This is a genomic window from Myroides sp. C1519 (genome assembly GCF_038039755.1).
Taxonomy (GTDB): Bacteria; Bacteroidota; Bacteroidia; order Flavobacteriales; family Flavobacteriaceae; genus Flavobacterium; species Flavobacterium phaeum_A.
Genome location: NZ_JBBPHM010000019.1, coordinates 13,802 through 36,459 on the forward strand (window position 1 = coordinate 13,802; position 22,658 = coordinate 36,459).

The following is a 22,658-nucleotide window of genomic DNA, read 5'->3' on the forward strand; positions in this document are numbered from 1 at the left end:
TAAGGTATGGAAGCAATTGATGTACAACAATTAGGAGAAAATATAGTTCGTGTTTTAAAAACTATTTATGACCCTGAAATTCCAGTAGATATTTACGAGTTAGGTTTAATTTACGATGTTTTTGTAAACGAAACTCACGATGTAAAGATTTTAATGACTTTGACTTCTCCAAACTGTCCAGTAGCTGAAACGTTACCAATGGAAGTAGAAGAGAAAGTAAAATCAATCGACAACGTAAAAGGAGTAGAGGTTGAGTTGACATTTGACCCATCATGGTCTAAAGATTTGATGAGTGAAGAGGCTAAGTTAGAATTGGGAATGCTATAATCATGGAAGGAGAAATTGTAAATAAAGTAGCCAATAGTGCTCTTGTAGTTTTCGATTTAGAGGATATTTATCCAACAAATCCGAGAATGGAGATTGATATTGCGCAATGGCTTTATGAAGGGTTTGTTCTTAGAGAGAAAGACTTTAGAGCGGCTTTGAAAGAAGTTGATTGGTCTATCTATCAAGATGCTTATGTAGGATTACATTGTTCTACAGATGCAATCTTACCAGGTTGGGCATATATGGTTTTAACAAGCCACTTACAACCAATAGCAAAACGCGTTTATTTAGGAGATAAGCATCATTTAGAAAGCTCTATATTCCAAGAATTGTTGTTTGCAATAGACTATACACAGTATGCTGATTTGCCTGTAATTATTAAAGGTTGTTCAAAAAAAGAGATTCCTGAAGAGGCTTATGTTTTAGCAACTCAATTAATGATGAATCATGCACGTTCTGTGATGTTTGGAGAAGCTTGTTCGGCTGTTCCTGTCTTCAAGAGAGCGGTAAAAAGAGGTTGATAGTTTTTCTTTTTAGCATTTTCTTAGTAGTTTTGCGCAAAAAGTATGTAACTATGAAGAAAATCGTTTTAGGATTATTAGCAGTTTTTGCTTCATTCTCTGTTCAAGCTCAAGAAGCTGAAACAGTAGAAAATACAAGCAATTGGACATCAAAAGGAAATTTTAATTTCTTAGTAAATCAATCAAGTTTTTCAAATTGGCAAGCTGGTGGGGATAATAACCTGTCTGGTAACATTAATGTAAATTATGATTTGAACTACAAGAAAGATGATTGGACTTGGGATAACAAAGCTATGGTAAGCTATGGTATTTCTAAGTTAAAAGGAGATAAACAAAAGAAAACAAATGACCGTTTAGAGTTAAACTCTTTATTAGGTAAACAAGCAGCTAAAAACTGGTATTACTCTGCGTTTTTGAATTTCAAAACACAAATGGATGCTGGTATTGACAAAGATGGAATTAGAAATTCTCACTTTATGTCTCCTGCTTATTTACAAATAGGTCCAGGTATGTTATGGAAAAAAGATGATAACTTAAAAGTAAACATCGCTCCAGCAACATCAAGATTTATCTTTGTTCACAATCACTTCACTGAATTTGGTGATGCTTTTGGTGTGAAAGAAGGAAAATCAATGGAATACCAATTAGGTATGTCTGTAAACGCTTACTATAAATTTAATGTTATGGAAAACGTTTCAGTTGAAAACATCTTAAACTTGTATTCTAACTATTTAAAAGACCCTCAGAACGTTGTTCTTGATTATCAGTTAAACGTAGTAATGAAGATTAATAAATATCTTTCTACTAACTTAACATTCCAAACTATCTATGATGACCTTGCATTCCAAGGATTCCAAATTAGAGAAATGGTTGGTTTAGGAGTTAACTATAATTTCTAATCCAATTAGAAATAGAATAAAATAAAAAAGCTCGGTAGTTTTCTACCGAGCTTTTTTATTTATAATAAACTGATTCCTTGTTTTTCAGCTTCAATTCTTACGTCTTGAGGCCATAAGCTTGCTTGTACTTCTCCAATATGTCTTTTTCTCAATAAGAACATACAGATTCTTGATTGACCTAAACCACCACCAATACACAATGGTAATTTATCTTGTAATAACATACTGTGGTAAAGTAAGTTTTTCTTTTCTAAAGATTGTGTAATCTCTAATTGTTTTAAAAGAACATCTTTGTTTACTCTGATTCCCATAGAAGATAGTTCTAATGATCTGTTTAGAATAGGATCCCAAACTAATAAATCACCGTTTAATCCTTTGTATCCTCCTTCTGTTTCAGTACTCCAATCATCATAATCAGAAGCTCTACTGTCGTGTTGCTCTCCGTTTGATAATTTGTGTCCAATTCCCATAATGAAAACAGCTCCATATTCTTTCGCTATTGCGTGTTCTCTGTCTTTTGGAGATAGAGTAGGGTAACGCTGTAATAATTCTTCAGAATGGATAAAAGAGATTGATTCAGGCAGAATACGTTCTATTTGTAGTTCTTTCCAAACTTGTTCCTCTGTTTCTAACAACACTTGATATAATTTGCGAACGATAGATTTAAGAAAATCAAGACTGCGATCTTTATCTTCAATCTTTAATTCCCAATCCCATTGGTCAACATAAATTGAGTGTATTGGGCTACTATCTTCGTCAGGTCTAAGCGCTCTCATGTCTGTTAGAATACCTTCGTGTACATCAAGGCCTAACTCTTCTAGTCTAATTCTTTTCCATTTGGCTAGTGAATGTACGACAACACCTCGATCATTGTTAAGAAACTTTACAGGAAAAGAGACAGCTCGCTCCACACCGTTTAAGTCGTCATTGATTCCTGTTCCTTCATTTACAATCATCGGAGATGAAATAGGATACAAGTTCAATGTATTGCACAAGTCTTTAGAAAAGAAGTCTTTTACTAATGCAATTGATTTTTCGGTCTGTAAAATTTGTTTTTTACTCATGATATTTAGGTTTGAATTTTTAATAAAAAAAAAGGCTCCTCAGAGAGGAGCCTTTAAACGGATAATGAAATAATATATAATTAACTTTAATCATTGCCAATAGCTTCCCTCTTCAAATCGTATACACAATTCAAATTATTATTAGAGAAATTATTGTTCAATGATAAATACATATAATCAGCTTTTTAGCAATAGTGTAAAAATAGAAAAAATATTATTACACTGAGTTACTTTATAAATTTTTTTATGAACAAATATTTTATTCGCTGTCTGGACCTTCTACTAAGTGGTCATAGTCAGGGAATAAAAAGTTGTTATATGGGAATCTGGTGATATGAATCTCACGTGCAGCTTCATATAATTTCTTTCTAAATTCTTCCATATTTTCCTTGTTTGTTGCAGAAATAAAGATTGCATTATTTTCTCCAACTTTGTTCATCCACGTTTTTTTCCACTCTTCAATCGTGTAGTGGCGTGATGTACGTTCAGTCATTAAATCATCTTCAGCGATAACTTCCGGTTTATAAGCGTCAATTTTATTAAACACCATAATCGTTGGTTTATCATCACTTTTGATGTCCTTTAGAATCGTATTTACAGATTCGATGTGGTCTTCAAAGTCGTGGTGAGAAATATCAACTACGTGTAATAGTAAATCTGCTTCTCTAACCTCGTCTAAGGTACTCTTGAACGATTCTACTAACTGTGTAGGTAGTTTTCTAATAAAACCAACGGTATCAGAAAGCAAGAAAGGCAAGTTGCCTATTACGATTTTACGAACGGTAGTATCAAGGGTAGCAAACAGCTTGTTCTCAACAAATACTTCACTTTTACCGATTGTATTCATCAAAGTAGATTTACCAACGTTTGTGTACCCAACTAAAGCAACACGTACCATCGCACCTCTATTTCCTCTTTGTGAAGCCATCTGTTTATCGATAACTTTCAATTTTTCGCGCAATAGCGTAATACGATCACGAACGATACGTCTATCTGTTTCAATCTCTGTTTCCCCAGGACCACGCATACCAATACCTCCACGCTGTCTCTCTAAGTGAGTCCACATTCCAGAAAGACGGGGTAGTAAATATTGAAATTGTGCTAATTCAACTTGTGTTCTCGCATAAGAAGTTTGTGCTCTTTGTGCGAATATATCTAAGATTAGGTTGGTACGGTCTAACACCTTACAATCTAATATTTTTGAAACGTTTTTTTGTTGAGCTGGTGTAAGCTCATCATCAAATATTACGGTATGAATATCGTTCTCTACTATATAGTGGTGGATTTCTTCCATTTTCCCTGTTCCAACAAAGGTCTTAGGGTTAGGCTTTTCCATTTTCTGTGTAAAGCGCTTATATACTTCTCCTCCAGCCGTATATGTCAAAAACTCTAATTCATCTAAATATTCATTAAGTTTTGACTCATCTTGATCTTTTGTAACGATACCTACGATTACAGAACGTTCAAAATTTATTTCTTCTCTATCAATCATATAAACTATATTATAGTACAAAATTAGTAAAAATGTACTACTTATCGTGTTTTATTTAGTTTACTGTTTCTTAAACCTTTAAAATAACTGAAGTGATTTCGCCATTTTAGCACAATTCCCTCGTATTTAAGGAATTATTAAGCTTTTTACATATTGTTTTTCAGTACCTTGCTTTAAATTGTTACGGTATATTTATTGCAATGCTTTAGGTATATGGTAAAGTGAAAAGAGAAGATTATGAAAACATTACATTATATCGCGCTGTTATTTTTAACACTCAGTTTTTCTGTGTCTTTTGGACAAAGAACTGTGGTAACGGCTAATAACTATGACATTAGCGATAACTTAGACCTTCAAGCAGTGGCTTCTGTTTTTGGAGAATCGTCTGATTTGGCTGACTTTGAGTTTAGGTTAAATGACCCTTATTCTCGTATAAATAACCTTGACCTAAATGGGGATGGTTATGTAGATTATCTACGAGTTGTAGAAGTAGTTGAGGGTAGAACGCACTTAATTGTTATTCAGGCTGTTCTTGGTAAAGATTTGTATCAAGACGTTGCAACTATTGAAGTAGAAAAGGATAAACGCAAGAAAGTAGTTTATATGCAAGTAGTAGGGAATTCATATTTATATGGAGCAAACTACATTTACGAGCCTATTTATGTAACTACGCCTCCTATGTTTAGTTTATTCTGGGGTGTTTCTTACAGACCTTACTATTCATCTTGGTATTGGAACTATTATCCAAATTATTACTACGGATATGCTCCATACTCAACCGGGCGCTATGTTTCACACGTACACGTGCATATAAATCAAAACAATAATTATTACTATAGACCGTATAGAAATAGTTATAGAGCAGAGAATATGTATTCTAATGTTAGACAAGATTACTATGAACGTCAAAATCCAAACAACTCGTTTAAAACGAGATATGGAGAGAGTAATTACTATAACCGTGCTGATTTGACAAGCAGCAGAAGTAGTAGAAGTGAATATGCTACAAGTGGCAGTGGATCAAATAGCAGAAGCGATTATTACAGCAGAGGAAATAGCAATTCAAGTAGCGGAAGCTCAGATTACAAACGCGGAAATAGCAGAAGCGAATATGCTACAAGTGGTAGTGGGTCAAATAATAGAAGCGATTATTACAGAGGGGGGAATAGCAACTCAAGTAGTGGAAGCTCAGATTACAAACGCGGAAATAGCAGAAGTGAATATGCTACAAGTGGTAGTGGGTCAAATAATAGAAGCGATTATTACAGTGGCTCAAATAATAGAGAGGTAAACAAAGTTGAAGGAAGCTCAAATTCTTCTTCAAGTCGCTCAAGTTATTCTACAAGTTCATCTGCTAATAGATCAAATTACGATAGAGGTACATCTTCTTCAAGTAATAATTCATCAACTAATAGTAGCTCAACACGTAGAGGTAGTTATAGTCAAGGCTCAAATAGCAATTACAGCTCATCTCCGAGTAGTTCGTCAAGCTCTCGCTCAAGTTATAGCAGAAGTAGTAGTTCGCCAAGTAGTAGCTCTAATAGCAGTTATTACTCACGATCAAATACTAACTCAGGAAGTAGCAATTCATCGTCAAGAAGTAATTATAGCGGTAGTTCGTCAGGATCAAGTAGATCTTCTTATTCAGCACCGTCATCATCATCGTCTTCACGTTCCAGCTCATCCTCATCAAGATCGAGTTATAGTAGATAACAATAAGATAAATCCAAATAAAAAGGGCGAAGTAATTAATTACTTCGCCCTTTTGTATTGTGTCAAATGATTACTTGAAAATTTCGTTTAGAACTTTTGCTAAGCGCAAACCTCCTTTTAATAATTGATTTTCAACATCATCTTTGTGATTAAAATGGTATTTATAGCTTAAAGATTCTTCAGCTTCAACGCTGTCATAAATCTTGTTAGCCATTGTGTATGAATCAAAGATCCAATCTTCAATTCCTCCGTCAGTTAATTTTTGATTGTATGCTTTTCCGTGTACATCTAAAACAGTAGCATACTCAGTATAGCTGTATTTGTCAAAGTCAACTAAAGAAGAATCCCAAATACTGTGTAAGTTAGTCGGTTTTCTAAACCATTCTAATTTTACACGGTTTCCTCCTAAATCGTCTAATCTACCAATGTGTAAAGGTTGATGAGCATCTCCAATAATGTGGATTAAGAAGTATAAATTCTCTTGTTTTTTAGCAAGCGGTAAGTTTTTATCTTTCAACTCTTCAATCAACATTAGCGCTCTTTTGTATAAGTTTTTATCCGTAGAATTCGCTAACTCTTGATCAAAAGCTTGGCGGTCTAAATGACCAGGTAAATTGATATAATGCCAGCTATCAGAGAATTTCCAAGTAGGATCAGACTTTAAAAAGTCAGGCCAGTTTGCCCAGTAAGCAAGTTGTTGGTCTCCAATAATTTGTTTCAATTGTTTTTTAGCTTTCTTCGTAAGATTTCTCTCTGCAAGTTCAGCTACTACTCGGTGACCAGTAGTTCCCCAAGCAAATACATTAGCAGTTTGTAAAGTGAATAACGCTGCTAATAAAAAGTAAAGTATTTTCTTCATATTCTTTATTCGTTAAATAACGCTTTTAATTCAGTTGCTTCAGACGGTTTCATTTTACCTGCAATAACAAGGCTTAATTGTTTACGTCTTAATGCTCCAACATAACGCTCTTTTTCAATGTCTGTTTGTGGAATAATCTCCGGAATAGAAACAGGGTGTCCTGTATCATCAACAGCAACAAAAGTATAGATTGCTTCATTTGCTTTTTTCTTGATACCTGACTCGCGATCTTCAATCCAAACATCTAAATATACCTCCATAGAAGAGTTAAATGCACGAGATATTTTTGCTTCTACAGTAACAACACTGCCAAGGGGGATAGGTCTATTGAATGCCACGTGATTTACTGATGCAGTAACGCAAACGCGACGAGAGTGGCGTCTTGCAGCAATTCCTGCAGCTCTATCCATACGAGCCAATAGCTCACCACCAAACATATTGTTTAAGGGGTTTGTTTCTCCTGGTAGAACAAGGTCAGTCATCAATGTAGCTGATTCTGATACTAATTTTGCTTCCATTATAATTGTTTTCGGCAAATATAGAGACATTAAACAAAAAATCCCGCAACTTTTCAGTTACGGGACTAATGTTTAACTATTTATTGTACTAAAATCCAAGCGTCTTTATTTGTAGAACGGTGGATTTTCTTTAATTCTTTTTGAGCGTCACCTTGTGTTTCAAAACCTCCATAAGAAACAGGATACATACCATATTTCGTACGAGCTAGTGCTGTAGCACCTTCAAAACCTTTGTTTTGCAATTTAACCGCTTCTTCTTCAGAGGCTTGTTTGCTTCTAAAAGCACACGCTACAATGTGATAAGGTTTTACCACTTCTGTAGAAACGATTACTTCTTCTCTAACTGGAATTGAGATTGTTGTAGCACTTGGCTCAATGATAAACGTTGCTTGTTGTATCTTATCTTGAACTTTTGATTGTACGTTTTTCTCAATTGTGTATGATTGATCGTTTAAATAAGCATCATAACCTTTGTCTGCAATAACACTACCAACACCTAAGAAAAGTGTAATAACAGCAGCGTATTTTACAAATGCATATTTGCTTTTCTTTCTTTGTTGAGGAACCGCCACTGTTTCTTGTAAAGGAATTGTAGCAACTCTATCAACAGAAGATGCCATTACAGAAGACAATCCAAAAGAAGTCATTAAGTAATTGCTATTTGAAGTAGGTTCAAAAACCAAGCTTCCTTCACTATTGCATTGGAAAGCTCCAATAGTAGGTAAAGTTAAACTACCTAAGTTGCTTAATTCTTTATCCCAACCTTTAACAGCTAAAGTGATATACTTAACTGCTTCGTCATAACTGATTTTTTCTTGCATAGCGATATGATTAGCTAATAGCCCATCATTGTGCTTAACATTTGCATTAAAAGACATCATTTTTTGAGGAGGAAAAAACGCTTGTTCCTCTTCATTGTAGTATGATGACTTAGTCTCTGTCAAAAATGCTCCGAACCCCGGTATGATCACACACTGGTATCTGTATAATAAAGCTGATATGTATTTCTCGATCTTCATAAAGACAAAATTACATTAAACAATAGCTGAAACAAAAAAATATTCACAAATATTTACAATTACTTTTAAGTTTTTCAGTATTAGATTCTTACAAAGATATAAAGAAACTAATAGCATCTTACTTTTTGAAGTTTTTGGATAGGTTTTTGTGGATATTTAGTGAAGATACAAAGAGTTCGAATATATATCAAAAGTATTTATGGAAGAAGAAAAATTGTTTTACACTTTAGCTTTGCAAACCGTTGCTGGGATTGGGCCAGTTACTGCAAAGCGACTAATAGATTACTTCGAATCGCCTAAGGCAATTTTTCAAGCAAGTCAAAAAGAAATTGTGCAAGTACATCAAGTAGGAACGGTATTGTGGAATAAAATACACGATCCCTTGGTGCTTCAAAGAGCAGAATTAGAATTAAAGGCTATTCAAAATCAAGGATTGTCTATTTGTTATTATAAAGACCCTCATTACCCTAATTTGTTGCGAGAGTGCGATGATTCTCCTATTATGTTATTTCATTCTAATGCTAATTTTGAATTTAATAACAGACGAGTGATTAGCATCATAGGAACGAGAAACCCGAGTAAGAGGGGAGTTGAGTTTTGCGAACAATTGATTAGTGATTTAAAAGATTACAATCCCATCATCATTAGTGGCTTGGCTTATGGCATTGATGTTTGTGCCCATACAGCAGCTTTAGAGGAGGGGTTAGATACTTATGCTGTTTTAGGACATGGGCTGAATCGCATTTACCCTGAAAGACATTATAGCATTGCCAAACAAATAGAAGAGAATGGAGGGAGTTTGATTAGTGAATTTTGGATGAATAGTCGCGTTGAACGTGAAAACTTTATACAGCGCAATCGCATTGTAGCAGGGATGTCTCAAGCCGTAATTGTTATAGAAAGTGCGATTAAAGGAGGCTCAATGAGTACTGTAACTTTTGCCAATGATTATAATCGGGATGTTTTTGCTGTTCCTGGACGAATTACAGATGTGATGAGTCAAGGGTGTAATCAGGTAATACGCAAAAATAGAGCACAATTGCTTAGTAGTGCGAATGATATAGTAGAAACTTTGAATTGGGACCAGATTACAAAGAAGCCAAAAGTAATACAGCCGATGTTGTTTTTAGACTTGTCAGATGATGAACAAAAGGTTTTTGACTATTTGGTTACTTGTGAAAGGGAGTTGTTAGATATGATAGCTTTAAACTGCGAAATGCCGATTTATAAAGTTAGTACAGCTTTGCTTAATTTAGAGTTGAAGGGGATTGTAAGACCTTTGCCAGGTAAATACTTTGAATTAATACAATAAAAAAAAGAGCTACTGATTTAGTAGCTCTTTACGTTTTATCTTGGTGTGTTATAACCTAATTTTTCGCGTACTTTATTTAAAGTTTTTGTAGCGATTACAGAAGCTTTTTCTGCTCCTTTAAAAAGTAATGCATCAACTTCTTCTAAGTTGTTCATATAATATTCGTACTTCTCACGAACATCTTTAAACTTCTCAACGATTAATTCGTATAACGCTTGTTTTGCGTGTCCGTACCCGTAATTTCCACCTTCATAATTAGCTCTCATTGCTTCAATTTGCTCTGGTGTAGCTAATAGTTTGTAGATAGTAAATACGTTACAAGTATCTGGATTCTTTGGATCTTCAAGTGGAGTACTATCTGTTTCAATACCCATAACTTGTTTTCTCAAAGCTTTATCAGTTTGGAAAAGGTTAATTGTATTGTTTCTTGATTTACTCATTTTTTGACCATCAGTACCCGGAACAATCATAACTGTTTCAGATATTTTAGCCTCTGGTAAAACAAAAGTTTCTCCCATTTGGTTATTAAATCTTGAAGCTACATCTCTTGTAATTTCTAAGTGTTGTAACTGGTCTTTCCCAACAGGTACAAATTCTGCATCATATAATAAGATATCTGCAGCCATTAACATAGGGTAGTAAAATAACCCCGCATTAACATCAGATAAAACAGATGCTTTATCTTTAAACGAATGCGCTAATGTTAATCGTTGGTATGGAAAGAAGCAACTTAAGTACCAAGTAAGCTCAGTCGTTTGCGGTACATCTGACTGGCGGTAAAAAGTTACATGATTAACATCTAAACCACAAGCAAGCCAAGTAGCCGCAACACTATAGGTATTTTCTTGTAATGTTTTTGCATCTTTAATTTGAGTTGCCGAATGTAAATTCGCAATAAAAAGAAAAGAATCATTCTCCTTGTTATTCGCCATTTCTACTGCTGGTAAAATAGCTCCTAAAAGGTTCCCTAAGTGTGGAGTTCCTGTGCTTTGAACTCCTGTAAGAATTTTAGCCATTGCGTGATATTATATTTTGTATAAGTAGCAAAGATAAAGCATTTAAGACTTATATGATTTGTTTTTTAGTGTTTAAGTGTCATTGACATTGATAAATCCTTATTTTTGGGAGGAGTAAGAGATATAGAGTTCTGGAATTAGTTATGAAAGTAATTAAAAGTTTTTTTAGTGTACTATGGCGTTTGTGGTTTTATATCTGGATGACCTTAGTGATTATAATTTTATCGCCATTATTATTGGTAACTATTCATTTTGAGGATAGTTATTCTTCTTTTTATAAGGTTGCTCGCATTTGGGCTAAGCTTACTTTTTATGGTATTGGAATGCGTTATAATGTGGAAGAATATCAACCTTTAGAAAAGGGAAAGAGTTATATGTTTATAGCTAATCATACCTCAATGTTGGATATTATGATGATGTATATCCTGGTTAAGGATAATCCGTTTGTATTTGTAGGAAAGAAAGAATTAGCTAATATTCCCATTTTCGGATACTTCTATCGCAAGACGTGTATTTTAGTTGATAGAGCAGATTCTAAGAGTCGCTTTCAAGTGTTTCAGAGTGCACAAGAGAGATTGAATAAGGGGTTGAGTATTTGTATTTTTCCAGAGGGAGGAGTGACAGATGACCGCTCTATTATTTTAGATCGTTTTAAAGATGGTGCTTTCCGTTTGGCTATTGAACACCAAATACCAATTGCATCATTTGCTTTAGGTAAACTAAGACATTTTTTCCCATTTGTATGGGGGATAGGATATCCAGGGAAAGTTCCAGTAAAAATGTTGGAAGTTATCAATACGACTGGATTAACATTAGAAAGTCGCAATGAAGTTAAGGAACACGCTTTTCAAATGATATTAGAACCGGTTGAAAACTGGGAAAGAGAAGTAAAAGCAACACGATAAAAAAAGAAGCGGCTATGTGTAAACTAAACATAGCCGCTTCTTTTTATTCTTCTTAGTAGCTTATAACTCGATTATTCCTGCTCCGTAGATATTACCATTTTGCGTTGTGAATTCGTTCATACGTTCATTTTGTTCCACTCCTAAAGCGCTATAGTTGATATTCATTTTAGCTTTAGACATTGACAAGTCAAACAATTCTTTTTGAATCTCTTTTTGACGTTTAGGATCTTCACTTTTTCTATATTCAAGCACTAAATCATACTGTTTTTGAAATAAATCTTGCAGGTTTTTATCTGTGAAGTTGGGAATATTCAATGTTCTTTCACTTACTTCTGTTATGGTGTTTTCTCCATTTACTTGTTTATTCTTTTCATGGAAGTCTTTGTGTTCTTCAGAAGCCTCTTCACTAAGGAAGCTAATAAACTCACCTTTTGTAAAGAATTTGTTAAAAAAGTTACCCTCATTATTTTTGTTGTTAGTTACCATTTCTTTAGGATAAGCTTCACCTAACATATATTTACATCTGTATAAATTATTGTCGATAAACAGTGCGTTTGTCGATTTGATATTGTCCTCATATAAGATACCATCAATGACTACTTTACGCTCAGTACTTTTAAAACGGTCAAAGCTACCTTCTTTGGCATAGATCATTGAGAATATATAATGTGGAGCAAGAGTAGGATTTATTATACCACCTGTATTATCTGTAAATACGTTGAACTCTGATGTCTTTCCTTCATAATTCAGTGTATGAATACCCGGCTTTACTTTCACGACTTCAAAAGAGTTTGCTGCTAAAGCATAAGTTTGCTCATCTATAGTAACAGTTATTTCCTTTTCTGTAGGATTAGAAAGGTAGAAATCTTGATTTTTTAGCATGTTACTACAGCTTGTCAAAGAGACAATAGTTAATAGCAATGCGAATAGTTTTAGTTTCATTTAGTTTGTTTTGTTATTTGAAGAATACAAACTTACTACAATTGTTTTTTTATTCTTTAACAAGGAGAGTAAAAGCAATTTATTATGCTTGTATTTTTTAGAAAAAGAGCATAAAAAAAGGCCGACTCTCAAAAGAATCGGCCTTGTAATTATATCAAGTCAATTAAGCTTCTCTACTCTTAATTTCTTCTTTGATTTTTATTTCAAGTTCTTCCATTAATTCAGGATTATCCTTGATTAATGATTTTACAGCATCACGACCTTGACCTAATTTAGTATCTCCGTAGCTAAACCAAGAACCGCTTTTCTTCACGATTTCATAATCAACCGCTAAGTCTAAGATTTCACCTACTTTAGAAACCCCTTCACCATACATAATATCAAATTCTGCAGTACGGAAAGGTGGAGCAACTTTGTTCTTAACGATTTTCACTTTTGTTCTGTTACCAATAACATTTTCACCGTCTTTAATCTGAGTAGATCTACGGATATCTAAACGTACAGAAGCGTAGAATTTAAGTGCGTTACCTCCAGTTGTAGTTTCAGGGTTACCAAACATAACACCGATTTTTTCACGCAACTGGTTAATGAAAAATACAGTACAGTTTGTTTTGCTGATAGAAGAAGTTAATTTTCTTAAAGCTTGAGACATTAAACGAGCATGTAATCCCATTTTAGAATCTCCCATTTCACCTTCAATTTCACTTTTCGGTGTTAATGCAGCAACAGAGTCAATTACAACTAAGTCAATAGCACCAGAACGGATTAAGTTTTCAGCAATTTCCAAAGCTTGTTCCCCGTTATCTGGTTGAGATATGATTAAGTTATCAATATCAACTCCTAATTTTTGAGCATAAAAACGGTCAAATGCGTGCTCAGCATCGATAAATGCAGCAATTCCACCAGCTTTTTGAGCTTCTGCAATTGCGTGTAAAGTCAACGTTGTTTTACCTGAAGATTCAGGTCCATAAATTTCGATAATTCGTCCTTTAGGATATCCATTAACACCCAATGCAAGGTCAATCCCCAGTGAACCAGAGGAGATTACCTCTACTTCTTCAACTGCAGTATCTCCCAATTTCATTACTGTTCCTTTTCCGTAAGTCTTGTCTAACTTATCAAGCGTTAATTGCAACGCTTTTAATTTGGCTTCTTTATCTGCGCTCATTTTTTAAAAAAATACGTTCTTACTGATGTAAAAGTAATATAATTTATTAACTCACCAAGAGCTTTATATTATTATGCTATAAATTATAGCAACAACTGTCTTGCTATTTGCTATCGCAATTTCTTATTTTGTTTGATTTTAAACATTTTATCTTATTGAATAGATTTTATTGTTTGATTATTAAATGTATAGGATGCTTTTAGTTCTGAGAAATCTTTAAAAATAAATTCTGTTTTTGGATACTTAACTGTCTTTAACTGTATAAAATATAAAAAAATGTAGGTGGAATATTCTTGTTTGAATTAGAATTTGTAAGACCTTTGCATTAAAATAAGTAACAATGAAATTATCTATAGTAGCATACGGTAACAAAGCACTGAAAGAAGATTGTACTGAAGTAACAGCAGATTATCCGGAATTGAATCAATTGGTTGATAATATGTGGGAGACAATGCAGAATGCTGATGGTTGTGGTTTAGCAGCTCCTCAAATTGACAAGACTATTCAGTTATTTGTAGTGGATAGTGTGGTAATGTTTGAAAATGCTGATGAGCAAGAACGCAAAATAAACTTTGTAAATGGAGATACTGGGATAAAGGAGACATTTATCAACGCGCGTATTATTGGTAAATCTGACGAAACATGGGATGATATTGAAGGCTGTCTAAGTATTCCAGATGTCTTTAAACGAGTTAATCGCCCTTGGTCTATTACGATTGAATACTTTGACCGTGAGTTTAAACCACAGACTAAAACGTTTTATGGAACTACTGCTCGTATCATTCAACACGAGTATGATCATACAAGAGGAGTCCTTTTTGTTGATCGATTGAGTTCGTTAACAAAGAAATTGATTAGTAAGAAATTAGATAAGATTGTAAAAGGTAAAGTATTTACGGATTACAAGATGAAATTATAGTGTTCAAAGCCGAGTTTTACTCGGCTTTTTTGTTGCTCATATTCAGGATGTTCCCATAGTGCTCCCATAGTGGTACCATAATGCTCCCATAAGAATTATGGAAAGAGTATGTGTACATATTGGGTTCATTATGATTACAGTATGGAAGCATATCGTTTATGATAGTATTGAAACCTGTATAATTTTACTATGGTTGTACAAGTAAGATTGGTAATCCTATTATTGCTGTACAATGGCTGATATAGGTCGAATCATTTTAGAAGTAGGAGGTATAATAGGCAGAAAGTATTATTTATGTTCTTGATATGTAATAACTTGAATAAATAAGCCTTACTACATACTAAGACGAAAAATAGGTTAATACTTTTAAATCAAAGTATTATCTTTGCACGGAAATTCTTCCATTTAGGATTTCAAAAACATAGTAATAATTCTACACTTAAATTATATAGCATGCAACTGTATAACACATTAAGCGCAGAAGAAAGAGCTGAACTTATTGAGCAAGCGGGAGAAAACCGTTTGACTTTATCTTTCTATGCGTACGCAAAAATACAAGACCCACAACAATTTAGAGACGATTTATTCCTTGCTTGGGATGCCCTTGATGCTTTAGGACGTACTTACGTTGCGCACGAAGGAATCAACGCTCAAATGTCTGTTCCTGCTTCAAAATTTGACGCTTTTAGAGATACATTAGAACAATACGATTTTATGAAAGGAATCCGTTTGAATGTTGCTGTTGAGCAAGATGATTTGTCTTTCTTAAAGTTAACTGTAAAGGTTAGAAATAAGATTGTTGCAGACGGATTAAATGATGACACATTTGACGTTACTAATAAAGGAATTCACTTAAAAGCACAAGAGTTTAATGAAATGCTTGCTGACCCAAATACGGTTGTAGTAGATTTCAGAAATCACTATGAGAGTGAAGTTGGTCACTTTGTGGGTGCAATAACTCCGGATGTTGATACTTTCCGTGAGTCATTACCAAAAATTAAAGACGAATTAAACGACATCAAAGAAGAGAAAAACTTATTGATGTATTGTACAGGTGGTATTCGTTGTGAGAAAGCATCTGCTTATTTTAAACACCACGGTTTTAAAAATGTTTACCAATTAGAAGGTGGTATTATTGAATATACACGCCAGGTAAAAGCAGAAGGTTTAGATAGTAAATTCATCGGAAAAAACTTTGTATTCGATCACCGTTTAGGAGAGCGTATTACAGATGATGTAATTGCTAACTGTCACCAATGTGGAAAACCATGTGATACACACGTAAACTGTGCAAATGAGGCATGTCATTTATTGTTTATTCAATGTGATGAGTGTGCTGAAAAAATGCATGGTTGTTGTTCTGACGAATGTTTAGATATTATTCAACTACCAGAAGACGAACAAAAACGTTTACGTCAAGGAGTTCAGAAAGGTAACTTGATTTTCAAAAAGGGACGTTCAGAATCATTAAAGTTCCAAAAGGAACGCAATGTGTTTGATGAGATAAAAGCTGTTAAAGTAAGTACTGTTACTCAGATTCGCAAGAAGCAAGTAGAACGCAAAGTTTTAGTTGGAGTAGTTCAACATTACTTTACTAAAGCAGGAGTAGGTCAATTTGAAATGAGTAAAGAAATTCAAGTTGGCGATAAGATTGCTATCGTTGGACCTACTACAGGAGATGAGCGTTTAACTGTTGCTAAGATGATGGTTAATGGACAAGAAGCTACTGTAGCAAAAGAGGGCGATAGAATGACAATGGAGCTTAGCTTCAGAGTTCGTAAAAACGATCAATTATTTAAAATAATAGACTAATAAAATAGATATGACAGTTTCAGGAAGAATTGAGTTAATGGCTCCAGCTGGAAACTTCGAATCATTGCAAGCAGCAATTGATAGCGGAGCAGATTCAGTATACTTTGGGGTTGACCAATTGAATATGCGTGCACGTTCAACAGTTAATTTCTCGATTGACGACTTGGAAGAAATTGCAAGACGTTGTAACGAGAAAAACATTCGTACTTATTTGACTTTAAATACCATTATTTACGATCACGATTTGTCGGTTGTAAAAACGTTGTTGAACAGAGCAAAAGAAGCAGGATTAACTGCGGTAATTGCTTCTGATCAAGCGGTAATTGCTTCTGCAAGAGCAATTGGTTTAGAAGTTCATATTTCTACGCAATTAAACGTTACGAATATTGAAACTGTTAAGTTTTATAGTTTATTTGCTGATACTGTAGTTCTTTCTCGTGAGTTGAGTTTACGTCAAGTAAAAATGATTACAGAAGGAATTGAGCGCGAACAAATAAAAGGTCCGTCTGGAAACTTGGTTGAGATTGAGATTTTTGGTCACGGTGCTTTGTGTATGGCTGTTTCAGGAAAGTGTTATTTGAGTTTACACTCACATAACTCATCTGCAAATAGAGGTGCATGTAAGCAAAATTGCCGTAAGAAATATACTGTAATTGATCAAGAAACTGGCTTTGAAATAGAGATTGACAATGAGTATATGATGTCTCCAAAAGACTTGTGTACATTAGATTTCTTAGATCAAGTGATTGATGCTGGAACGAAAGTGTTGAAGATAGAAGGTAGAGGTAGAGCTCCTGAGTACGTTGCAACAGTTGTTCGTACGTATAGAGAGGCTATTGATGCAGTTGCTGAAGGGACATACTCACAAGAGAAAGTTGCTGAGTGGATGAAAGCTTTAGAAACGGTTTATAATCGCGGATTCTGGAGTGGATATTACTTAGGACAAAAGTTAGGAGAGTGGAGTGATAATCCAGGAAGTAACGCTACTCAAAAGAAAGTGTATGTAGGTAAAGCAATGCACTACTTCCAGAAAGCGTCTATTGGAGAGTTTAAGATTGAAGCGTATGATATTAAAGTAGGTGATAGAATCTTGATTACAGGACCAAGTACGGGAGCGCAGGAGTTAGTTATTGACGAGATGTATGTGAATGAGCAACCAACAGAAAAAGCGACAAAAGGAGACGATTGTACGTTTAAATTGCCGTTCCGTATTCGCTTGTCAGATAAGTTATACAAAATAGTAGAGGCATAATGATTGTTGTTACTTTACAAAGAGATAAATGTATCGGATGTAATTATTGTGTTGAGGTAGCACCAAAGCAGTTTCAGATGTCTAAAAAAGACGGGAAAACAGTTTTGTTGAAGTCTGTAAACAATAAGGGGTTTCACACCTTAAAATCGCCTGATTACACTATCTTAGATGGCTGTGAACAGGCAGAGAAAGTATGCCCTGTACACATAATTAAAGTTAAAGATATTTAGATGAAAAAAATATATTATTTGAGTACATGTAGTACTTGTAAACGCATTTTGAGCGAAATGCCAGCGATTGATACTTTTGAATTACAAGAGATTAAAAAGGATCCAATTACTGCTGAGCAGTTAGAAGAAATGTATGCAAAAGTTGGAAGTTATGAATTGCTTTTTAATAAGCGTTCACAATTGTACAAGAATAGAGAGTTGAAAAGTAAGAATTTACAAGAGGAAGACTATAAAGACTTATTATTAGAACACTATACTTTTTTAAGCAGACCTGTTATTTTCATTGGAGAGGAGATCTTTGTTGGAAACAGTGCTAAAGTAATTGAGAAAGCAAAGAAGAAAGCTGCGCTTTAAACAGCCTTGTAAGTATATAATATTGAAGTCGACAATGCATTATTTGTATTGTCGACTTTTTTTATAGGAATAAAAAGAGGTTTAGCTATCTAATCTTTTATGATAATACTTGTTTTAAAGTGATAAAACATAAGAATGTGAGGAATAAAAGTATGTTTTTTAGGAAGGTAACCGATTTAAGTGAAATATTTTTTACTTTTTTTACAGGTGTAATATATTGAATGTTAGTTATTTGTGAAATAAATTAAAAAAATGTTTAAATAAGGTGTGACTTTTTACGTTACTATGTGTCTTAAGTATACGAAAAGGGAAGAATTGCTATGAATCCTTTTTAAAAAGAAAAGAAAATACAAGTGTTTTTTGAGTGTATTGTGAATTAAATTTAATGAAGAGGAAATAAAGTGGTTTGTTTTTTGTTTTTTAAGGTTTGAAAAATTTAATTCTGTAGGTTTCATTACAACATTGAATACAATACTGACTTTGTAGATTGTGGTGGTCTAATAAGGACAAAGGAGGTTATATTCTCAGTTATGGTTGTTTTGGTTAGTTCCTATGAACGTAATGAAACCGAAAATAGAGTAGGAATGACATAAAAAAGGAGAGCTTAGGCTCTCCTTTTTTTGTTTGCGTATTTTTAGTTTGAGGAGCATAGTATTCAGATTAGTCCTTATTAAAAAAGGATGAGTATTTTATGATAATTACTTTAAGTTGGGCTTAATTTGGTTTAAAACAGTAGTATTTTGTCCTATTTATAAGTTAGTTAGTGTTGTTTTTCTTACCTTTGCACCTATTATTTTTTAGAATATGATACATTCGATGACAGGGTTTGGTAAAGCAAGTTTGCAGTTACCAACAAAAAAAATCACAGTTGAAGTAAAATCTCTTAACAGTAAAAGTTTAGACTTAAATGTACGTTTACCTCAAACTTATAGAGAGAAAGAACTTCCTCTACGCAACATAATTGCACAAGAGTTAGAAAGAGGAAAAGTTGACTTTTCATTGTTTTGCGAGATTACAGCAGAAGAAACTTCGAACAAGATTAATGGTCCGATTGTACTTTCATATATCAATCAAATGAAAGAAATCATTCCTAATGGAGATGCAACAGAATTGATGAAAATGGCTGTTCGTATGCCAGATGCATTGAAAGTAGAGCGTGTGGAATTAGATGAGAATGAGTGGACAGAGATTGAAAAAGTAATAAAAGAAGCTATCAGTAATATGAAAGAATTTCGTGTTAGTGAAGGAGGGTCATTAGAAGCTGACTTTAGAAAAAGAGTTGCCAATATTCGTGAGTATATGAACGAAGTTGCAATTCTTGATAGTGAGCGTATCTTAACTGTAAAAGAGCGTTTACGTTCTAACTTAGCTGAATTGCAATTGACAATTGACGAGAACCGTTTTGAGCAAGAGGTAATTTACTATCTTGAGAAAATGGACATTACAGAAGAGAAGGTGCGTTTGTCTAAACATTTAGATTACTTTATTGAAACATTAGAAGGAGCTGAAGCGAATGGTCGTAAATTAGGATTCATTGCTCAGGAAATGGGACGTGAGATTAATACGATGGGTTCAAAATCAAATCATGCTGAAATGCAGAAGTTTGTAGTAAGAATGAAAGACGAGTTAGAAAAAATTAAAGAACAAGTATTAAACGTTCTTTAATAGAATATAAAACAAGACGACGCAATATTTATGAAAAAAGGTAAGCTTATAGTATTTTCAGCTCCATCAGGGTCTGGAAAGACTACCATAGTTAGACATTTATTAGAACAACAAGATTTGAATTTAGCATTCTCTATTTCTTGTACATCTCGTGCGCCGAGAGGTGAAGAAGTACACGGAGAGGACTATTACTTTTTATCTTTAGATGATTTTAAAACGCATATTAAAGGAGAAGATTTCTTAGAATGGGAAGAGGTTTATAGAGATAATTTCTATGGAACTTTAAAATCAGAAGTAGAGAGAATTTGGGCCTTAGGGAAGAATGTTATTTTTGATATTGATGTAGCAGGAGGATTGCGTATTAAACGTAAGTTTCCAGACGAAACTTTAGCAGTTTTTGTTAAGCCACCAAGTATTGATGAGCTTAAAATTCGCTTAAAGAAACGTTCTACTGAAAGTGAAGATAAAATCAATATGCGTATTGCAAAAGCATCTGTAGAGTTAGCAACAGCACCGCAATTTGATATGATTATCAAAAACTATGATTTAGATACAGCTAAAGAAGAGGCTTATCAATTAGTGAAAGAATTTATTAAATAAGGATTTTAGTTTATGAAGGTTGGATTGTATTTTGGAACTTTTAACCCTATTCACATTGGACATTTAGTTATTGCCAATCACTTAGTTCAGTTTACTGATCTTGATGAGGTTTGGATGGTGGTAACACCACATAGTCCGTTGAAAAAGAAGAAGGGATTGTTAGAAGATTTTCATCGTATGCACATGGTTAATTTAGCAACAGCTGATTATGACCACATCAGACCTTCGGATATAGAATTTAATTTGCCACAACCGAATTATACGGTAAATACAATGGCATATTTGCACGAACGTTTTCCAAAGTATGAGTTTGCTTTAATTATGGGGCAAGATAATTTGGATTCTTTACCGAAGTGGAAAAATTATGAAGTATTGTTAGATCGTTATTCTCTTTACGTGTATCCACGCGTATTTAGTGATAAACAAGAAGACAATCCGCTTTTGAGTCATCCAAGTGTACACTTAATTGAAAATGCTCCTATTATGGAGATTTCAGCTACATTTATCAGAGATTCAATTAAAGAAGGTAAAAACGTGCAACCTCTGTTAGATAAAGAGGTGTGGAAATATATTGATCATAATCTATTTTATAAAAAATAAATTATAATAATTATAACGAAGAAAAGGGAATGCTTATGCATTCCTTTTTTTATTTTTATAGTAAATAAAAAAGGAAAGAAGATATGTTGAATTTTGAGTTATATAACCCAACCAGATTGTTATATGGTGAGGGACAAATAGGAGAAATTAAAAATTATATTCCTGCTAATGCTAAGGTATTAATAGCTTATGGAGGAGGAAGTATTTTTAAGAATGGAGTTTACGATCAAGTAAAAGAAGCTTTACAAGGTTTTGATGTTGTGGAATTTGGAGGTATAGAACCTAATCCACATTTTGAAACAGTTGTAAAAGCTGTAGATATCATCAAAGCAGAAGGAGTTGATTTCATTCTTGGAGTAGGTGGAGGAAGTGTAATTGATGGTGTTAAGTTTATTTCAGCTGCTGTATATTTTGAAGGAGATCCTATTGCAATAGTTCAAAAGAAAATGAGAGTAGATTGGAAAGCGATGCCTTATGGGGCTATTTTGACTTTACCAGCTACAGGAAGTGAGATGAATTGTGGTGCAGTAGTTACAATTGAAAAGACAAAAGAGAAGTTGTCATTTGAAGGAGAGTCATTATATCCTGTGTTTTCAGTATGTGATCCCAAAGTAATAGCATCTTTACCAGAAAGACAGATAGCAAATGGGTTAGCAGATTCATTTGTACACGTTTTAGAGCAGTATTTGACTTTTCCTCAGAATGCGCCATTACAAGATCGTTTTGCTGAAGGTATTTTAAGTACAGTGATCGAAGTATCAAAACCAATTTTAGAGGACCCAACAAACTATGAGGCAGCTAACAATTATATGTGGTGCTGTACTATGGCTTTAAATGGGTTAATTAGCAAGGGGGTTAAAGTAGATTGGGTAACTCATGCTATTGGACACGAATTAACTGCTTTATATGGCATTGATCACGGGCGTACACTTGCGATTATAGGGCCAAACTTATACCGTGTAATGTTTGAAACGAAAAAAGAGAAATTAGCTCAATTAGGTCGACGTGTATTTAATATACAAGGAGATAATGATGATGTAGTGGCTAAAGAAGCAATTGAAGCGATGGTTGAATTCTTCCATTCTTTAGGTATTCAAACTAAAATTTCAGATTATACAGAAGATTTTGAAAAAGCGAGTGCTTTTATAGCTGATAGATTTGCTGAAAGAGGTTGGGAAGCGATGGGAGAAAAGCACAATATTACTGTAGATAAAGTAAAAGAAATAGTAGAATTAAGTTTCTAAAGATATTTTTAGCCTTTCTAAAATAGTTACTCGATTTATTGATTATCTATTATAGAAAGGCTTTTTCTATTGTTGCAACTTGCTTTTAGCTGTTAATATCTTCTAAAAGTACCATTTCAAGGTAATAAATGCTGTTGTTTTAAATTTATGGATTAGATGTATACGAGCATTAAAATTATGATTTAGGTAGTTTTTGTTAATTTTGTTTCAGTATAATCGGGTTTTTG

23 protein-coding genes are annotated in these 22,658 nt (G+C 33.8%); 15 read left to right on the forward strand and 8 right to left on the reverse strand.

Annotated elements, in window-relative coordinates; translation table 11 throughout:
* Nucleotides 1-6 precede the first annotated feature (6 nt).
* From AABL81_RS10810 to AABL81_RS10820, 3 genes are read left to right on the forward strand one after another with little or no spacing between them, the layout of a single operon-like run.
* Nucleotides 7-327 (forward strand): iron-sulfur cluster assembly protein, encoded by a 321-nt coding sequence (locus AABL81_RS10810; protein ID WP_158209748.1) that lies wholly within the window; start codon nucleotides 7-9, stop codon nucleotides 325-327.
* 2 nt (nucleotides 328-329) lie between these two features.
* Nucleotides 330-848, forward strand: a complete 519-nt coding sequence (locus tag AABL81_RS10815; protein WP_158209747.1) for a DUF2480 family protein — start codon at nucleotides 330-332, stop codon at nucleotides 846-848.
* A gap of 53 nt (nucleotides 849-901) precedes the next feature.
* Complete coding sequence (locus tag AABL81_RS10820) at nucleotides 902-1,747, forward strand: DUF3078 domain-containing protein (RefSeq protein WP_158209746.1); 846 nt, start codon at nucleotides 902-904, stop codon at nucleotides 1,745-1,747.
* 59 nt (nucleotides 1,748-1,806) lie between these two features.
* Here the strand turns inward: AABL81_RS10820 and asnA are convergent, their stop codons facing one another.
* Nucleotides 1,807-2,811 (reverse strand): aspartate--ammonia ligase, encoded by a 1,005-nt coding sequence (asnA, locus tag AABL81_RS10825; RefSeq protein WP_158209745.1) that lies wholly within the window; start codon nucleotides 2,809-2,811, stop codon nucleotides 1,807-1,809.
* Between the two features lie 259 nt (nucleotides 2,812-3,070).
* Nucleotides 3,071-4,303, reverse strand: coding sequence for a GTPase HflX (hflX, locus tag AABL81_RS10830; RefSeq protein ID WP_158209744.1), 1,233 nt, complete (start codon nucleotides 4,301-4,303; stop codon nucleotides 3,071-3,073).
* A gap of 237 nt (nucleotides 4,304-4,540) precedes the next feature.
* On the opposite strand from hflX, the gene AABL81_RS10835 reads away from it, so the two are divergent.
* Nucleotides 4,541-6,016 (forward strand): hypothetical protein, encoded by a 1,476-nt coding sequence (locus AABL81_RS10835; RefSeq protein ID WP_341341023.1) that lies wholly within the window; start codon nucleotides 4,541-4,543, stop codon nucleotides 6,014-6,016.
* 70 nt (nucleotides 6,017-6,086) lie between these two features.
* Here AABL81_RS10835 and AABL81_RS10840 read toward each other — a convergent pair whose 3' ends face one another.
* The 3 genes from AABL81_RS10840 to AABL81_RS10850 all read right to left on the reverse strand — a co-directional run bounded on the left by AABL81_RS10840 (nucleotide 6,087) and on the right by AABL81_RS10850 (nucleotide 8,412).
* On the reverse strand, nucleotides 6,087-6,875 hold the full coding sequence (locus AABL81_RS10840; RefSeq protein WP_158209742.1) for a S1/P1 nuclease: 789 nt from the start codon (nucleotides 6,873-6,875) through the stop codon (nucleotides 6,087-6,089).
* 5 nt (nucleotides 6,876-6,880) lie between these two features.
* Entirely contained in the window at nucleotides 6,881-7,393 is a 513-nt protein-coding gene (locus AABL81_RS10845; protein ID WP_158209741.1) for an acyl-CoA thioesterase, read from the reverse strand.
* Nucleotides 7,394-7,473: 80 nt separating this feature from the next.
* Nucleotides 7,474-8,412 (reverse strand): HU domain-containing protein, encoded by a 939-nt coding sequence (locus tag AABL81_RS10850; RefSeq protein WP_158209740.1) that lies wholly within the window; start codon nucleotides 8,410-8,412, stop codon nucleotides 7,474-7,476.
* Between the two features lie 199 nt (nucleotides 8,413-8,611).
* Between AABL81_RS10850 and dprA the strand changes: the two genes are divergently transcribed.
* Nucleotides 8,612-9,724 (forward strand): DNA-processing protein DprA, encoded by a 1,113-nt coding sequence (dprA, locus tag AABL81_RS10855; RefSeq protein ID WP_341341024.1) that lies wholly within the window; start codon nucleotides 8,612-8,614, stop codon nucleotides 9,722-9,724.
* Nucleotides 9,725-9,759: 35 nt separating this feature from the next.
* On the opposite strand, the gene trpS is transcribed toward dprA, so the two are convergent.
* The gene (gene trpS, locus AABL81_RS10860; RefSeq protein ID WP_158209738.1) at nucleotides 9,760-10,740 is read right to left on the reverse strand and encodes a tryptophan--tRNA ligase; all 981 of its coding nucleotides are present in this window, start codon (nucleotides 10,738-10,740) and stop codon (nucleotides 9,760-9,762) included.
* 143 nt (nucleotides 10,741-10,883) lie between these two features.
* On the opposite strand from trpS, the gene AABL81_RS10865 reads away from it, so the two are divergent.
* Nucleotides 10,884-11,645 carry a lysophospholipid acyltransferase family protein gene (locus AABL81_RS10865; protein ID WP_158209737.1) on the forward strand — a complete coding sequence of 254 codons (762 nt, stop codon included), beginning with the start codon at nucleotides 10,884-10,886 and terminating at the stop codon, nucleotides 11,643-11,645.
* Nucleotides 11,646-11,705: 60 nt separating this feature from the next.
* On the opposite strand, the gene AABL81_RS10870 is transcribed toward AABL81_RS10865, so the two are convergent.
* Entirely contained in the window at nucleotides 11,706-12,587 is an 882-nt protein-coding gene (locus AABL81_RS10870; protein WP_341341025.1) for a hypothetical protein, read from the reverse strand.
* Between the two features lie 163 nt (nucleotides 12,588-12,750).
* Nucleotides 12,751-13,755 carry a recombinase RecA gene (recA, locus tag AABL81_RS10875; RefSeq protein ID WP_158209735.1) on the reverse strand — a complete coding sequence of 335 codons (1,005 nt, stop codon included), beginning with the start codon at nucleotides 13,753-13,755 and terminating at the stop codon, nucleotides 12,751-12,753.
* A gap of 340 nt (nucleotides 13,756-14,095) precedes the next feature.
* Between recA and def the strand changes: the two genes are divergently transcribed.
* The 9 genes from def (at nucleotide 14,096) to AABL81_RS10920 (ending at nucleotide 22,431) form a co-directional block, all read left to right on the forward strand.
* The gene (gene def / locus AABL81_RS10880; protein WP_158209734.1) at nucleotides 14,096-14,674 is read left to right on the forward strand and encodes a peptide deformylase; all 579 of its coding nucleotides are present in this window, start codon (nucleotides 14,096-14,098) and stop codon (nucleotides 14,672-14,674) included.
* Nucleotides 14,675-15,127: 453 nt separating this feature from the next.
* On the forward strand, nucleotides 15,128-16,486 hold the full coding sequence (gene trhO, locus AABL81_RS10885; protein WP_158209733.1) for an oxygen-dependent tRNA uridine(34) hydroxylase TrhO: 1,359 nt from the start codon (nucleotides 15,128-15,130) through the stop codon (nucleotides 16,484-16,486).
* Nucleotides 16,487-16,496: 10 nt separating this feature from the next.
* Complete coding sequence (locus tag AABL81_RS10890; RefSeq protein WP_341341026.1) at nucleotides 16,497-17,738, forward strand: peptidase U32 family protein; 1,242 nt, start codon at nucleotides 16,497-16,499, stop codon at nucleotides 17,736-17,738.
* The gene (locus AABL81_RS10895; RefSeq protein WP_158209731.1) at nucleotides 17,738-17,968 is read left to right on the forward strand and encodes a ferredoxin; all 231 of its coding nucleotides are present in this window, start codon (nucleotides 17,738-17,740) and stop codon (nucleotides 17,966-17,968) included. Before AABL81_RS10890 ends, AABL81_RS10895 begins: the two co-directional genes overlap by 1 nt.
* Entirely contained in the window at nucleotides 17,969-18,322 is a 354-nt protein-coding gene (locus AABL81_RS10900; protein ID WP_341341027.1) for an arsenate reductase family protein, read from the forward strand.
* Nucleotides 18,323-19,138: 816 nt separating this feature from the next.
* Entirely contained in the window at nucleotides 19,139-19,987 is an 849-nt protein-coding gene (locus tag AABL81_RS10905) for a YicC/YloC family endoribonuclease (protein WP_158211323.1), read from the forward strand.
* A gap of 30 nt (nucleotides 19,988-20,017) precedes the next feature.
* Nucleotides 20,018-20,587: a guanylate kinase gene (gmk, locus tag AABL81_RS10910; RefSeq protein ID WP_158209729.1), complete on the forward strand. Its 570-nt coding sequence runs from the start codon at nucleotides 20,018-20,020 to the stop codon at nucleotides 20,585-20,587.
* 12 nt (nucleotides 20,588-20,599) lie between these two features.
* Nucleotides 20,600-21,187, forward strand: a complete 588-nt coding sequence (gene nadD, locus AABL81_RS10915) for a nicotinate (nicotinamide) nucleotide adenylyltransferase (RefSeq protein WP_090404470.1) — start codon at nucleotides 20,600-20,602, stop codon at nucleotides 21,185-21,187.
* Between the two features lie 83 nt (nucleotides 21,188-21,270).
* Nucleotides 21,271-22,431, forward strand: coding sequence for an iron-containing alcohol dehydrogenase (locus tag AABL81_RS10920; protein ID WP_341341028.1), 1,161 nt, complete (start codon nucleotides 21,271-21,273; stop codon nucleotides 22,429-22,431).
* Nucleotides 22,432-22,658 lie beyond the last annotated feature (227 nt).